General features: G+C 38.0%; 14 protein-coding genes, 2 tRNA genes and 1 pseudogene. 9 read left to right on the forward strand and 8 right to left on the reverse strand.

Annotated features, from left to right (window positions below; translation table 11 throughout):
- Positions 1-92: 92 nt before the first annotated feature.
- Entirely contained in the window at positions 93-287 is a 195-nt protein-coding gene (locus tag QFX38_07505) for a hypothetical protein (protein MDI9624715.1), read from the reverse strand.
- A gap of 487 nt (positions 288-774) precedes the next feature.
- On the opposite strand from QFX38_07505, the gene QFX38_07510 reads away from it, so the two are divergent.
- From QFX38_07510 to QFX38_07520, 3 genes are all read left to right on the forward strand, one after another.
- A complete protein-coding gene (locus QFX38_07510; protein MDI9624716.1) occupies positions 775-2,106 on the forward strand; it encodes a DUF2206 domain-containing protein in 1,332 nt (443 codons plus the stop codon).
- Positions 2,107-2,385: 279 nt separating this feature from the next.
- Positions 2,386-3,315, forward strand: coding sequence for a glycosyltransferase family 4 protein (locus QFX38_07515; protein MDI9624717.1), 930 nt, complete (start codon positions 2,386-2,388; stop codon positions 3,313-3,315).
- 42 nt (positions 3,316-3,357) lie between these two features.
- A complete protein-coding gene (locus QFX38_07520) occupies positions 3,358-4,518 on the forward strand; it encodes a CDP-glycerol glycerophosphotransferase family protein (GenBank protein ID MDI9624718.1) in 1,161 nt (386 codons plus the stop codon).
- Between the two features lie 21 nt (positions 4,519-4,539).
- On the opposite strand, the pseudogene QFX38_07525 reads toward QFX38_07520, so the two are convergent.
- Positions 4,540-5,550, reverse strand: a pseudogene (locus tag QFX38_07525) (glycosyltransferase family 2 protein).
- Positions 5,551-5,583: 33 nt separating this feature from the next.
- Positions 5,584-6,486, reverse strand: a complete 903-nt coding sequence (gene trxB, locus QFX38_07530) for a thioredoxin-disulfide reductase (protein ID MDI9624719.1) — start codon at positions 6,484-6,486, stop codon at positions 5,584-5,586.
- Between the two features lie 56 nt (positions 6,487-6,542).
- Here trxB and QFX38_07535 point away from each other — a divergent pair.
- Positions 6,543-6,617 (forward strand) — tRNA-Glu (locus QFX38_07535).
- A 5-nt stretch (positions 6,618-6,622) separates the two neighbouring features.
- Positions 6,623-6,696: transfer RNA gene (locus QFX38_07540), tRNA-Gly, on the forward strand.
- Position 6,697: 1 nt separating this feature from the next.
- On the opposite strand, the gene csa3 is transcribed toward QFX38_07540, so the two are convergent.
- Positions 6,698-7,291 carry a CRISPR-associated CARF protein Csa3 gene (csa3, locus tag QFX38_07545; GenBank protein ID MDI9624720.1) on the reverse strand — a complete coding sequence of 198 codons (594 nt, stop codon included), beginning with the start codon at positions 7,289-7,291 and terminating at the stop codon, positions 6,698-6,700.
- Positions 7,292-7,488: 197 nt separating this feature from the next.
- Here csa3 and QFX38_07550 point away from each other — a divergent pair, with 197 nt between their 5' ends.
- Entirely contained in the window at positions 7,489-9,030 is a 1,542-nt protein-coding gene (locus QFX38_07550) for an ACT domain-containing protein (protein ID MDI9624721.1), read from the forward strand.
- 7 nt (positions 9,031-9,037) lie between these two features.
- Here the strand turns inward: QFX38_07550 and QFX38_07555 are convergent, their stop codons facing one another.
- The gene (locus tag QFX38_07555; protein MDI9624722.1) at positions 9,038-9,364 is read right to left on the reverse strand and encodes a DUF6506 family protein; all 327 of its coding nucleotides are present in this window, start codon (positions 9,362-9,364) and stop codon (positions 9,038-9,040) included.
- A 58-nt stretch (positions 9,365-9,422) separates the two neighbouring features.
- Between QFX38_07555 and QFX38_07560 the strand changes: the two genes are divergently transcribed.
- Genes QFX38_07560 through QFX38_07570 form a run of 3 tightly spaced genes read left to right on the forward strand, consistent with a single transcriptional unit; the run spans position 9,423 to position 10,531 of the window.
- Entirely contained in the window at positions 9,423-9,602 is a 180-nt protein-coding gene (locus QFX38_07560; GenBank protein MDI9624723.1) for a hypothetical protein, read from the forward strand.
- Positions 9,603-9,644: 42 nt separating this feature from the next.
- Positions 9,645-10,316: a DUF169 domain-containing protein gene (locus QFX38_07565; protein ID MDI9624724.1), complete on the forward strand. Its 672-nt coding sequence runs from the start codon at positions 9,645-9,647 to the stop codon at positions 10,314-10,316.
- Positions 10,317-10,327: 11 nt separating this feature from the next.
- Positions 10,328-10,531: a hypothetical protein gene (locus QFX38_07570; GenBank protein MDI9624725.1), complete on the forward strand. Its 204-nt coding sequence runs from the start codon at positions 10,328-10,330 to the stop codon at positions 10,529-10,531.
- Here QFX38_07570 and QFX38_07575 read toward each other — a convergent pair.
- From QFX38_07575 to QFX38_07585, 3 genes are read right to left on the reverse strand one after another with little or no spacing between them, the layout of a single operon-like run.
- Complete coding sequence (locus QFX38_07575) at positions 10,528-11,160, reverse strand: NTP transferase domain-containing protein (GenBank protein ID MDI9624726.1); 633 nt, start codon at positions 11,158-11,160, stop codon at positions 10,528-10,530. The genes QFX38_07570 and QFX38_07575 overlap by 4 nt on opposite strands.
- 4 nt (positions 11,161-11,164) lie before the next feature.
- Positions 11,165-12,340, reverse strand: coding sequence for a hypothetical protein (locus tag QFX38_07580; protein MDI9624727.1), 1,176 nt, complete (start codon positions 12,338-12,340; stop codon positions 11,165-11,167).
- Positions 12,312-13,778 (reverse strand): Mur ligase family protein, encoded by a 1,467-nt coding sequence (locus QFX38_07585; protein ID MDI9624728.1) that lies wholly within the window; start codon positions 13,776-13,778, stop codon positions 12,312-12,314. The genes QFX38_07580 and QFX38_07585 overlap by 29 nt, the downstream gene beginning before the upstream one ends.

The raw sequence follows: 13,778 nt of genomic DNA on the forward strand, positions 1-13,778 counted from the left end.
ATACTATTAATACTCACGGATATTAGTATTGTAGCTGATATTCCATTTTTAAGACAATCTTTGCCCTTCCTATTCTTCAGCATAATCCCTGGTTATATATCAGTTAGAGGTTTTGATATTAGGCCTATTGAAAAGTTTGTCTTGTCTGTTGGATTGAGCTTGGCTCTTCTCATGTTCACGGGACTTATTGTAAATAGTCTATATCCATTGGTTTCCAGGCCTTTGAGTCTAGTGCCCATTTTAGTTTCGTTGAATTTCCTTGTAGTTATTTTATTGTTTATTTGCATGAGAAAAACTGATGAAATGAAGGTTTCATTTGATAGGGAATGGACTGAGGTGTTTTCCCATCCTATAATTTTTTATCCTCTTTTTTTACCGGTTTTAACCATCCTCGGATCCTATATGATGAATACCTATTCCAATAATATTATTTTACTTTTTATGTTGTTCAGCATACCAGTATATATTATTGCTTTGGTCTTGGAGAAGAGGAAGGTTCATCCTATTGTTTATCCTCTAACATTGTGGTGCGTCGGATTTTCACTTCTTGCCCTGAATACTTTACCATCTAATTATCTTATTGGAAGGGACATCCACATGGAATATTACTGCTTCAAAAGGACTCTGATAAATCAGCATTGGAATATTCATGACCCTTATAATGCCTATAATGGTTGTCTGAATGTTACGATATTACCGGCCATTTACAAGTGTTTGTTGGATGTTTCTTCTGTGGTTGTGTTTAAGTTTTATTATTGTGTTTTGGGGGCTATTGTGCCCTTGCCCATGTATGTCCTGTCGCGTAGAATCCTTAAAAGTAAGAGCTTTGGATTCTATGCTACTCTACTTTTAATGTTCCAATTCGCATATACTTACATGGGACAATATGCACGTCAACTCATTGCATTCATTTTCTTTGCCGCGGCCATAATGATTTTAACATCTTCAATAAGAGAATCCTATAAGAAGGCAATATTCATAATATTTATTGTTGCCACGGTCTTATCCCATTATACTTCAAGTTATGTTTTCTTTGCTGTTGTGGCTTTACCACCATTTATTATCTGGGCAAGCAAGCACCTAAAATGGAAATTACCCATCCCGTGGAAATATTCAGGGACATTTTCCAACAAAAACTTGGCTCTGCTCTTTTTCATTTTAATATTTTTGTGGTATGCGCAGCTTACAGGCCCAAGCTTCAGGGACACTTTAGGTGTTATTATTGAAACTTTTAAAAGTATGGCGAATTTCTTTTCTTTGGAACTTAGGAATTATTCAGAACAGGCGGTTCTGGGTATTGGTTTGGCACACTTCCCCAATTTCTTGAGCGCTTTTGTCCATGATACTATTTTCGCGATTATTGGCGTGGGAGTTTTAGCATTATTTTTCAAGAAAGAGTATCGAGAAAAATATCGGGTAAATGATGAGTATATTGCATCTACGCTTGTTATATTGGCCATGCTCGCATCATTTGTCATCCTACCTTATGTTTCAAAGGCTTATGGTGGCACAAGACTCTTTTCTCAATTACTTGTGATCTTAGCGCCCTGTTTCATAATAGGTGTAAAATTTATAATAGATTACACAAAAAAGATACCATTTAACCCGGAAAAGATGATGAAAATCATCGTATTAACACTCCTGATCTTAGGATTTTTATGTACGAATTATTTACAATATTATTTCTTTGGTATACCATATTCCTATGCTTACAATAATGACGGAGAAAGGAGATATGAGACTTTCATTTATGATAGTGAGATTACCGGAGCAATTTGGTTAGACAATCATGGCAACAAGACCTCAATAATACACACAGACAGAGTAGGTAACAACAGAATCTTACTAGGCTTCAATGAAAAGCCGAGGATAGATAATTTGTTCTTCAATAATAGCGGTCCGTTCACGAAAGGCGATTACATATATTTAAGACATTTAAACATAAACCGAGGCCTCATATTCAAGGACGTACCCTTCAGGCCTCCAAGGTTTGTTAATGGTAAACTTGAGATGCATAATGTGGAGCCATTGACAAAATACCTTCGACTAATCGCAGATAAGAGCGTTATATATGATAACAGAGGTTCAAGGATTTTATTTGGTTAAGTTATACGGAATTTACTAATCCAAACGCTACTTAGAAGAAAGGTATAAACATGATGAAACTCATAATTATCGAGAAGAAGAGCTGAAGTATATGGAAGTTTATAGTTTGAAAATATAGAACAATAGAGGTGATAGATCATTAAGAAAAAAATATTGATAATAGATCCCTTCGGTTTCTACAGAAAAAAGAAAACGGGTATTTATTCTGCGATTAAATCATATTTACATTGTCTTGAAATGATTGGTTATGAGGGGTATGTAATTGACGAACGAATACATATGGATAAAGATAGGAAATGGTACTTGAAGATAGTACAACGTATACTTAATGAAAGCGAAATAAATATGGAGCTTTTAGAAAAGTTTGATATAGTTCATGTACATGGCCCGATTGGTATTAGAAATACTCTTAAATTATATAAATGTAAAAAACCTATAATTTTAACACTTCACGGGTGGGTTACCGATGAAATATTAACTGAAATTTGGACAAATCCAAGTATTATAAATTTCCTCTACTTCTTTTATGCATTGTTCAATTGGGTCCTTCATCGCTTAATTTTCATACCATTCATTTATAAAGGACGCGTGACTGCGGTTTCTAGGATAACTATGGAAAAAAATGGTGTTAAAGGTGTTGTTATACCAAATGCTTTCATACCAGAGAATGTGGATAAAAAAGTAAATGAGTGTAAAAATTTGTCCTTTGATGATTTCACTCTCATAACATATGTTAGCATAGGTGGTTCTAAGGTTGCGAGTATTCCGAAGCTCTCGAGGATAATTACCGAAGCGAATAAAAGAACAGGCAAAAAAATTCAACTTTTAGTTTTCGGCGATACACTGAAAGTAGATAATCCCTATATTAAAATGATGGGTTACCAAAAAGACTTCTTATGCTATCTTAAATCAGCGAATATGATGCTCCTTGGATATGAAATGAGCGAACTCGGATATGCAGTAATGGAAGCCGGCTACCTATCAGTTCCAATAGCCAAATTCAAAGGAGAATTCGAAGAACTAAAAGATGGAATCCATGGTATCATAGCAGAAAACGAAGAGGAAATGATCCAAAAGCTTGTAGAAGCCGTTGAAAACCCTTCAAGACTCCGTGAATGGGGTGAAAACCTCAGAGAATATATACTAAAGACTAGAAGCCCCTCTGTAATCGCAGAGAAATGGCAAACATTTTTAGAATCAAGCATCTAATTGATTTTGTTAAAAACATTAAATAAATAAAAGAGGAGTCGTATGATAGTCAAAGAAAAACTTTTATTATTTATCATGTTTATAATCAAACTACTAAATTATCTAATACCCAAGAATAATAATCAAATACTCTTTGAAAGTTATCCGGATTTTTCAGATAATCCAAAGGCATTATATGATTATATCAAGTCTCTAAATACAAATTATAGACTCATATGGACCGTAAATGAAATAAATGATAAAATTAATGTGCCCCAATATAAGAGGTTTACCTTAAAAAGATTGTGGCAGTTTCTCAGATCAAAATATATTGTAACATCACATGGCATTCATCCTGCAAGAGCAAAAAACCAAGTTTTTGTTAATGTTTGGCATGGCATGCCTTTAAAGGCGATGGGTTATGCTGAAGAGGAAAATAGGGATGTTTTTTTGCCATTTAATTTTGATGACAAGAATTATTATTTTATTGCGACTTCTGTTGTTATGAAGAATGCTCTTGCTGCTTGTTTTAACCAAGACCCTCGTCGTATATTTGTTACAGGTCAGCCACGAAATGATAAACTTAAAAGTTGTCAGAAAAAAATTCTAAAGATTTTTGGGGTTGACCTTGAAGAGTATGATAAGTTTGTTCTATTCGCGCCTACATTCAGAAAGTCGGATTTCAGAGAAGATGGCAAATTTATTTCCCACAAATTCAACCTTCGAGATTTCAGCGGAAAAGAATTCCAAGAATTCCTCAAAGAACATGAAATCTTATGTCTTGTGAAATTCCATCCATTAGAAGAGAAAAAAGCCATAAAATACTTTAGAAGTATGGAAAATGTTAAACTCATAAAAACAGAAACATTACAAGAAAACCTCATAGATCTGTATGATGTATTGCCTTGTGTCGACATCCTTATAACAGATTACTCATCAGTATACTTCGATTTTCTTTTACTTGACAAGCCCATTATTTTTGTTGTTCCCGATCTTGATGAATACAAAAAAAGGAGGGGTTTTGTACTTGAACCTTTTGAGTTTTGGACGCCAGGGCCCAAGGTTCAGAATTTCAAAGAATTTTTAGAAGAACTTGAAAAGAGTATAAAGAATCCAGATTATTACCGAGAAGAAAGGATGGTTATAAACGATCTTGTGAATTATTATAAGGATGATAAATCGTCTGAGAGAATATACAAGCTTGTATTTGAAGATAAATTATAAAATACTTTTTTTGAAGGACCTTTATGGTTGGATAGGTACAATGGTGTCTTTTATAGGGGTTGGAGAGTATTTTTTGTTGTTGAATTTTCCGAGGAGACCGTCTATGATGGCGTTGACGATGATTTTTATTCTTTTTAATTTTTTGTCATCAAAAATCAGCACATTTGTGATTATCTCAAGTGTCCAAATGAGGAGTATAATATAGAATCCGATTTTTGTTGATGTATATTTTTTTGATACCCAGATGCTATTCCTTATACCATAATATTGTTTCCAAAAATTTTTGTAGGGTGTTCTTTTTGACTTTTTCCCTAAAAATTTTTTTATTTTGTATTTTCGCCCTTCTTCTTTATGGATTATTATACTGGATGGAATTAAGAGTATTTTACCAGCCTTTTTAAGTCTTAGTGAATATTCCACATCATCGTAAAGTATGAAGAATTCTTTTTTTGGAAATCCAACTTTCATTATCTTTTTTCTGTTTATTAAAAAACCGACAAAAGTGGCAATATCAATTTCAAGAACCCTTCTTTCGTAACATTCTTTTTTTATAGGGCGCCAATGCGAAGGAAATCTACCTTTAGATATTCCTCTATGGTTAAGGTAAACACTTCCATCTTTTAGTAAAATAGTTGAACAAAGAACAGCGACATCTTCATTTATATACTCCAATAGTTTCTCTAGACTGTCTGCTAGGGGTTCAGCATCGTCATCCATGAGCCAAATCCAGTCATAGCCATCATTGTATGCTCTTTTCACACCTTCGTGGAAGCCGCCAGATCCGCCTGTATTTTCTTTCATGCGTATATAAACTATTTTTATTTTTTGCCACCTTGAAGGCTTATTGTTGATGTTCCCGTTTCTAACCTATTTATGTAACCTTTTTCTCTTAATAATTCAGGTATGCCATCAATGAAGTTTATCAATGATATAGATAGCATCAAGTGGCCTTGTCTGTCTACCTAAAGCCTCTAAACATTCAACCAACAATTTTTTACGATTATAGGTTACGACTACCGCAACCACTCTCATTTTTACCTCACTAGTTGTGCATGCTTTTTTGTTTTATTGGAGGATATCTTGGTGGGCTGAAGTTGCTGCTATTGCACCTTCGGCACATGCTGTAATCCACTGGTTTAGGCCGCCGGTTATGTCACCTGCTGCGTAGACGCCTTCTATGTTTGTTCTTTGTTGTTTGTCAGTTATTATGTAACCTGCCTTGTCTAGTTTGATTCCTAGGTCTTGGGCGAGTTGGTTTGTTGGTTCCTCCCCTATTGCTATGAATATTCCGTCGGTTTTGATTTTTTGGGTTTGGCCTGTTTTTCTATCTTCTAGTATTGCTTTTTGGACTTTTTTGTTGCCTTTGATTTCTTTTAGTGTGGTGTTCCATTTTATGGGGATTTTTAGTTTTTTTATTTGGTCTTGTAGGTATTTTTGTGCTCTTAGTTGGTCTCTTCTGTGTATTATTGTGGGTTGGCATCCTATTTTGTGTAGGAATATTGCTTCTTGTACTGCGCTGTTTCCTCCTCCGATTACTAGGACTTTTTTGTTTTTGTAGAGTGGTCCGTCGCATGTTGCACAGTATGATACTCCTCGTCCTAGGAATTCTTTTTCTCCTGGGATTTTTAGTCTTCTGTGCTTTGTACCGGTGGCTAGTATTATTGTACGGGTTTGGTATGTGTCTTTTTTTGTTTTTACTGTGAATCCTTCTTTGTGTTTTTTGATTTTTGTGACTTCTTCTAGTTCTTTGAGTGGGACGAGTTGGGTTGCTTGTTTTTTCATTTTTTGTATGAGTTTTTGGCCTTGTATTTTTTCGTATCCTGGGTAGTTTTCCATTAGTGGTACTTCTAGTCCTTTTCCTCCGGCTATTCCTTTTTCTAGGATGAGTGTTTTGCTTCCTTGTCTTCCTGCGTAGATTGCGGCTGTTAGTCCGGCTGGTCCGGCTCCTATTATTATTATATCGTACATGTTTTTGGGCTCCCGAAAATTTTATAAACTTTTAATACCTAGTAATGATTGTGTGTGCTCCGATAGTGTAGTCCGGCCAATCATCTCGGCCTCTCGAGCCGAGGACCCGGGTTCAAATCCCGGTCGGAGCATAATTGCGGCGTTGGTCCAGCCTGGTTAAGACACTGGCCCCCCAAGCCAGTGACCCGGGTTCAAATCCCGGACGCCGCATTTAGAGTATTGCGAGTTCTCCTGCTGATGTTATTTCGAGTTTTTCTGGGTCTATGAATCCCATGTTTCTTAGTTCTCTTATGTGGTTGTATGTCATGCCTCTGCTTATTCCGAGTTTTATGGCGAGGTTTTTTACTGAGGTTTCTCCTTTTTTGAGTTCTTCTAGTACTTTCTTTTTTGTTTTTGATATTCCGAAGCTTAGTATGGGTAGGTCTATTATTTCTCCTTCTTCTTCTGTTACGTAGGCTATTCTTTGGACGTCGTTGTTTCTGGCGTAGCATCCGAATAGTACTCCAAGGGCTTGTGTTTTTCTTCCTCCGCTTATGTTTACTACTACTTTTCTTCCTTGGGCTCTTTCTTCGTCTATGGTGTCTACTGTGTCTTTTGCTATTTGTACGACGTCATATAGGCTTGTTTCTTTTATTTGGACTTTTATGAAGTTTCCTAGTGTGTCTTGTATGATTTTTTGTACTTGTTGTTTTTCTTTTGGTGGTTCTTCTTCCATGATGAGGACGACTTTTTTGGGTGAGAATTGAGTTATGCATATCATTACGGGTTCTATGGAGTATACTGTTGATATTAGTGTTGTTTCCATCAGTAATCAACTCCTACATATTATACTCTCGTTGGGGGAGTTTTTTTTGATTCCCCCAGGATTTCCTTTTTTGTGATTTTTCTTCCATATTAATATGGGTGGGTGGTTATTATATTACTTGCTTTTGTTCATTATTTAAATTATTTGATCTAGTGGGATTATAGAATGTAATGATCATTTGGTGGGGGTGTTCCTTGGTGGCTGAGTTTGAGGTTTGGAAGTCTCTTCATAATACTTTATTTCTTGGTAGGGTGAAAGTTTATGTTCCTGATAGGCCTGGGTCTCTTGCAAGGATTGCCGGTTATTTCGCGGATTATGGTATAAATATATCATATTTTTATTATAATAGGTCTGAGCATCCTAATCGCGTTCTTGTTGAAGGAAAGTCTAGGGAGGATGTTTTCCAATCCCTTTATAATGATCTTCTTAGGGAGGGGTTCCTTGGGGAGTTTTTTGAGGAGGATCTTCAGATCATGGAACCTGGTAATGTTCTTAAGGTTTCTGTTTATCTTGAGAACAAACCCGGGACCCTCAGGGATCTTGCAAGGCTACTTGAAAAGTATAATGCGAATGTCACCTACATGATCTATAATGAAATGATATCAGAAAACAAGGCTGAGATGGCATTCTATGTCGAAGATCCCAGGCAGATCCAAGAACTTGCCAAAGAATTAAACAAGCTTGGCTATCATTACAATCTTGAATATACTGGGGCCGACGAGGAAAAAACTAATACGATGATAGGCTTGAACCTTATTGAGAGGTTTTTCCTCAAACTTAAAGAGATCCTAGATGATGAAGAACTAGCGGAGGTAAAGAGGCTTGTTAACACTTCAAGGAGGTTGTCTGATACTCTTATTGGTTTTAATAGGGAGGCTGGTCGTAATCTTGAGGCTGGTCAAGTTCTTGGGAACATATTAGCCTTTGCAATATCATCTAGGAGGCATAGGGGTGATGCGTTCTTTTATAGGAGGTTGCCTAGTCTGCCACTCGGTGACGTACTATTGCATGTTTTTAAGCCTCCAACTGGTGGCAACATCTACCTTCTAGAGGGGGATGATCTTGTAATGGTTGATGGATCCTATGGCATATATTATAATGAGGTAAAGGGTATGTTGGTGGAGAATGGTTTGGATCCTTCTAGGATAGGTAGGGTTTATCTTTCGCATGCTGATGCTGATCATGCCGGTCTTAGCGGGTACTTCCATGAGGAGTATGGTAGTGAGGTTTTTTTGCATCCGCGGGCCGAGGATATTATAGTTGGGGAGAATCGTGCGGCAGGCTCGAAAACGCCCTTGATGGAGCTTAACCATTATTTCACAATCCTTGTAAATCATTTTACAGAGTGTAAGTTTCCTGAAAAGTGGCAACCATACAAGACAAATAAAAAAGGCGAGATCGGGGCATTCCCCATAATAGACCATTTCAATGTTGGAAACTTAGAATTTAAGGTTTTGGAGAGTCTTGGGGGTCATATACCTGGACAGGTATTCTTTTTATCAGAGGAGGCTGGTGTACTGTTCAGTGGTGATTATCTGCTTTATGTGCCAAGCCTAGATGATGAAGAGAAGAAGTTCCTGAACATTCCAAGGTTTCTTATGACAAGTACAAATGCAAACTCAATGCTATTTAAGGAAGAAATGGAAGCATTAAAAGAGGTTGCAAAGGAAATTGATGAAAAGGTGAGTTTGATTGTTTTACCTGGCCATGGGGATTATTATCCTATAAAATTAATATAGGGGGGGGTTATTTTTTGAACCAGCCTGCTTCTTCCATGGCCTTTAATGCTATCTGGGTGCTTTTGTCGTCGCCTCTTGCCACGCTTATTCCGATTTTTTCTTTGGTGGCTTCTATTATTTTGCCTATTGTTTTGTGTGTGAATCCTGGGCATAATATTATTGAGTGTATTCCCTGTTTGGCGAGTTCTTTGCATACTTCTATTGCCTGGTTTTCGTCTTTTACTAGTATGCTTGTAAGTTCATAGAGGTTTGTTTCGATTTTGCATTTGTCCTTTTGTGGGTCTGCATCTGGTACATATGCTAAGAATGCTGTTTTAAATTTTTTGGTGCTCATATTAATATAAGATGGTGGAAATATAATATATACTTTTTAGTTTGTGGGGGTTTTGGGTTTGATACATTATAGGTTGGATGCGCCTGAAACTGTTAAATGTTCAGTTTGTGGCGGGGTTGCAGTTGAAATTGAAGAGGAATATCCTGAGGGAGATTTTGTTATGATAACGTATAAGTGTAGGGATTGTGGACATATAGAGAGGAGGCAGTATGGTAGGCCCACTAGCATAATAGATTAAGTTCGTTATAGATGGATTTAACGAACAAGATGGGGGGATAATATGAAGACAGAATATGGGACCATCTCCAAGAAAATGAAAGATAAACTGGGACTTGAAAGATCCCCAGTGGCTGTAAAACTCGTACTCCGCGAGGAAGACTTGCCAGATGGTGTTTCCAGGATAAGTGAGCCGGCAAGACATTGTGAAATGGTGATGAGAGCAAGCAGAGGCGAAATGTTCTATGCACTAGCAGAGGACCAAGAATGCAAAGGAGGAGCAGGTGCCATCGGAGCTGATGAAACACCAGAAAAAGTGAAAACCGGAGAATTCTATTATGAGTTGGGCAGATTTTCAAGTTTACCAGCCGCCAAAAGAACCTTAGACATGATCCCAAAGATAGACCTCAGATTTTATGCTGTAGTATACGCACCACTAGAAAAGGCAGAATTTGACCCTGACGTCATACTAGTGGTCTGTAACCCGGCCCAGGCCCTTAGGATAGTCCAAGCCCTAGTCTACACTAAGGGTGGCAGAGCCAAAGGAGACTTCGCAGGTATACAGTCAGTTTGCGCAGATGCAGTAGCAGGACCATACATGCGAGGCGAAGCCAACATAACCCTCGGCTGCAGCGGATCAAGACAATATACTGATATAAGAGAAGATGAACTCATAGTTGGTTTAACAGCCGAAAACATAGACTGTATAATGGAAGCACTAGAAGAAATGGCATAGGAGGGATGATCTTGGTAGAGATAACCGAAATATTGGATGAAACACGTGACTTGGCCGAAAAGATAAAAAAGTACCGTAAAGAGGCTGAAAGCGAAATCATATCATGTTGGGTCTATGATGTCCTGCTTTCAATGGAAAAGTTGGCGAAGATAGTTGAAGAACTACAGGATAGAGTAGATTTGCTCGAGGAGGAGCTAGAAGGTAAAAAATTCTAGTTTCTCAATTTTATTTTTAGATAATCATCGAAAGTATTAAGGTTGATGAGTTCTATCTCATCTGATGGTCTTATAGCATATAGGCTTATACCATCTTCTATTAGGTGCCAGAGTAATGGGTTGATATTACCTTTATAAGATGGCAGATACTTTAGTAGGAGTTTCCTGGTGGCTGCAAATGGCATTCCAAGGCCCCTGGGATCTTCTAAGCGGCCGAAAGAGCCTCTCCCAAGGATTGACACGATATCATCTTCCACTGCCTCAATAATTCTCTTGTAAGTTTTGGAGGTGACCGTCGGCTGGTCTCCAGCAACACAAAGACAAAGATCGCCCTTTGAGTTCTTCACACCATTTAAAAGGGAACCTGTCAATGGCAGATCATCCTGGTTTTCCACAATCTTAACATCTATGTTGCTGATTACTGGGATTATATTATCCTTTTGGTGTCCAACAACGACGATACACTCATCCACACCAGCCTCTAGGACATTAGCTATGGTCTTTTCTATTACTGTACTATTATTTAATCTGAGCAAGAGCTTATGCACCGGTTTTAAGCCCCTCTTTTTCATGTCGTCTTTCATCCTTTTTCCTTTACCTGCTGCTGTTATAATCCCTGATACTGTCATCGTTTCACGTTGGTATTAGTCTGAGTATCTTGGCATGTATTAACATGCTCGGACCTGAACCTTCAGTCCACATGATTATCATTATAGGATATTTTCCGTCATTGTATACTTTAACATCTGTTGCCGGGTCGAAACCATATACAAGGGCAAAATATCCCCAAGTTATACCTGTGGGTGTGGGTAATCCTGCTTGCGCAACAGCATTCCTGAGGGCTCTTGCTGGTGGACATGTACCATGGGATGCATACCCGCCAGGAGCTTTCGGATCCCTGGATGATGTGAACTGAACTGTATCCTTTCCAGATGAACTTGTCCCAGGCGGCACTATAGTACCGTTCCATGCTTTTACGAATTCTCTTGCATTGTATTCCCTGCTTATATCATCATATTCTGGGAAGGATTCAAGTTGGCTTGTGGCCGTTGCAATCTCTTCAACCTTGTAATGGTGCATGTAAGCCATGATGGGCGTGCCTGGGGGGTATTCCTCCATGTATTTTTTAGTTTTTTCACCGAAGTATTTGGTTATCTTGTCGGGTGGTACTTCTAGTCTGCCATCATTAAAATTGGAAAGTGAAAAGTCTATAGCTATGCTGTCACCCACTTTTGATTCATTGTACCATTTTTTGAGTTCTGTTGTATTTATGTAATCAGAATGTATATTACCTATCTCATTAGGTGATACGGTCTTTATTGTCCTATTTTTTTGTATGATGGCTATGCCATCTTTTGTCTTAACGGCGTAGGTGTAGGGTGTCTTGTAGGCCCATATGAAGTTTGCTGGTGGTTGTACAACTAGCTTGTTTTCTTTTATTGTTAGCATCCCTGGACCTTCAAATTGGGAGGCTCTTCCACCAACTTCGACACCCTCTGTAATTTCCTTGATTGGTTTCATGATAGTCCCGGTAAGTAGACCATAAATGACCGCACCTATATCTCCATCTTGCATGTTTTTGATTAGATAATCTGGGCGTGTGACTAGTGGTTCTTTTCTTATCTTGGCTGGGTCTGCTACTTGCATCCCAGTCACTACTGTACTTCCTACTGGTACGCTATTTATTTCCTCAGGATCCTGTGGGGGTATATTATTTTGTAGATGGTAGTCTATTGGTGTCATTACAACAACGATTAATATTAGTATGAGTATAACGGTCCTAGGATCCTTTGAGGATGCTTTTAGCATATTTATAGCCTCCTTCTCCTATTATTAGGATGGTATCATTTTCATCGGCATGTTCTAGGGCCTTTTGGATTGCTTCTTTTACCTGTTGGTGGCTTGCCCCCAATGTCCCCCTTTTTATTTTTTGTCTACTAGACTTTATATGTATGATCTTTGATTTTGTATGATCTGATGCTTCCCTTGCATTATATGACGCTGGTATTATTATGTTAGCATTTGATAATATTCTTGCTATTTCTTTGTCACCTTCTATTCCACTCTCAGAAGAAATTGTATTTACTACTATGATCTTTCCAATAGTTTCTTCTTTTACTAGTTGCATTATTGCCCTAACACCAGCGGGGTTATGAGCATAATCTATAATTATCCTGGGCTTTTCCTTTATTATTTCATGTCTTCCGCTGGCGCCCTTGAATGAGCTTATACCCTTAATGATATACTTGGGGTCTATGCCCAAAGTTAAGCTGGCAGCTGCTGCCGCAAGACTATTATATACGTTGAAAATTCCGCCTATTTTGAGTTTAATTGTCTCATCTGTTATATTTAATTTGAACTTGTCCTTTTCTACCTGGGTGGCTTTAACTTCTGGTTGCGGTCTCTTGTAACCGCATGTACAATAATAGTCTCCAAGGTGGCCTAAGAATCTTCTCTTGTATTTTAGGGGTTTGCCACAGTATGAGCATTCTCGGTCCTCTGGGAATGCTTCAACGGGGTATTTGAGTGATTCTATGCCATAGAATGTTACTCTGTCCTTTGGGAGGTTATTGGCGAAACTTGCTACTATTGGATCATCTGCATTTAATATGATGTGTTGGGCGACATCTATGATTTCCCTCTTACATTCTATGTATGTTGGGAAGTCCTCTGGTGGTAGATGATCCCTTGAAATGTTTGTTATAATGGCTATTTTGACCTTGCTGTCTTCGGCTGTCTTTTTTATTTCGCCTGGTCTTCCGAATGTTCCTATTTCAACTACTGCTATGTCACCTTCCAGTCTTGCTTGTAGAGCTGGTATTAGTTCGGTATTTCCTTGGATGTTAAGATGGTGTTCAGGTACCTTGTATCCAGCCACTTTTAGGATGTTTTTTAGTATCTTTGTGGTTGTGGTTTTACCATTGGTCCCGGTGACGCCTACAACTGGCTTTTTAACTTTACAAGAGGCTATGATGTCCTCAACTGTTATGATCTTTTTGCCTTTTATGAGTTGGAGTATATTTTTATTTTTTAGTAAGCTTGGCGCTACCGCTATCTTATCAGCACCTTTTATTATTTTGGGGTTGTGGCCTCCAAGGTCTAGTTTGATGCCTTCTGCTTCAAAGATCTTGCGTAGGGGTGTTTCCTTGCGAATGTCTGATACCGTTACTATAGCATTTTTTGCAAGTATTCTTGCCATTAGGCTGCCTACTGTCCCGCAACCACCAAGTACTACTATGTTCTCCAT

This window comes from Methanothermobacter sp. (assembly GCA_030055615.1).
GTDB lineage: Archaea > Methanobacteriota > Methanobacteria > Methanobacteriales > DSM-23052 > Methanothermobacter_A.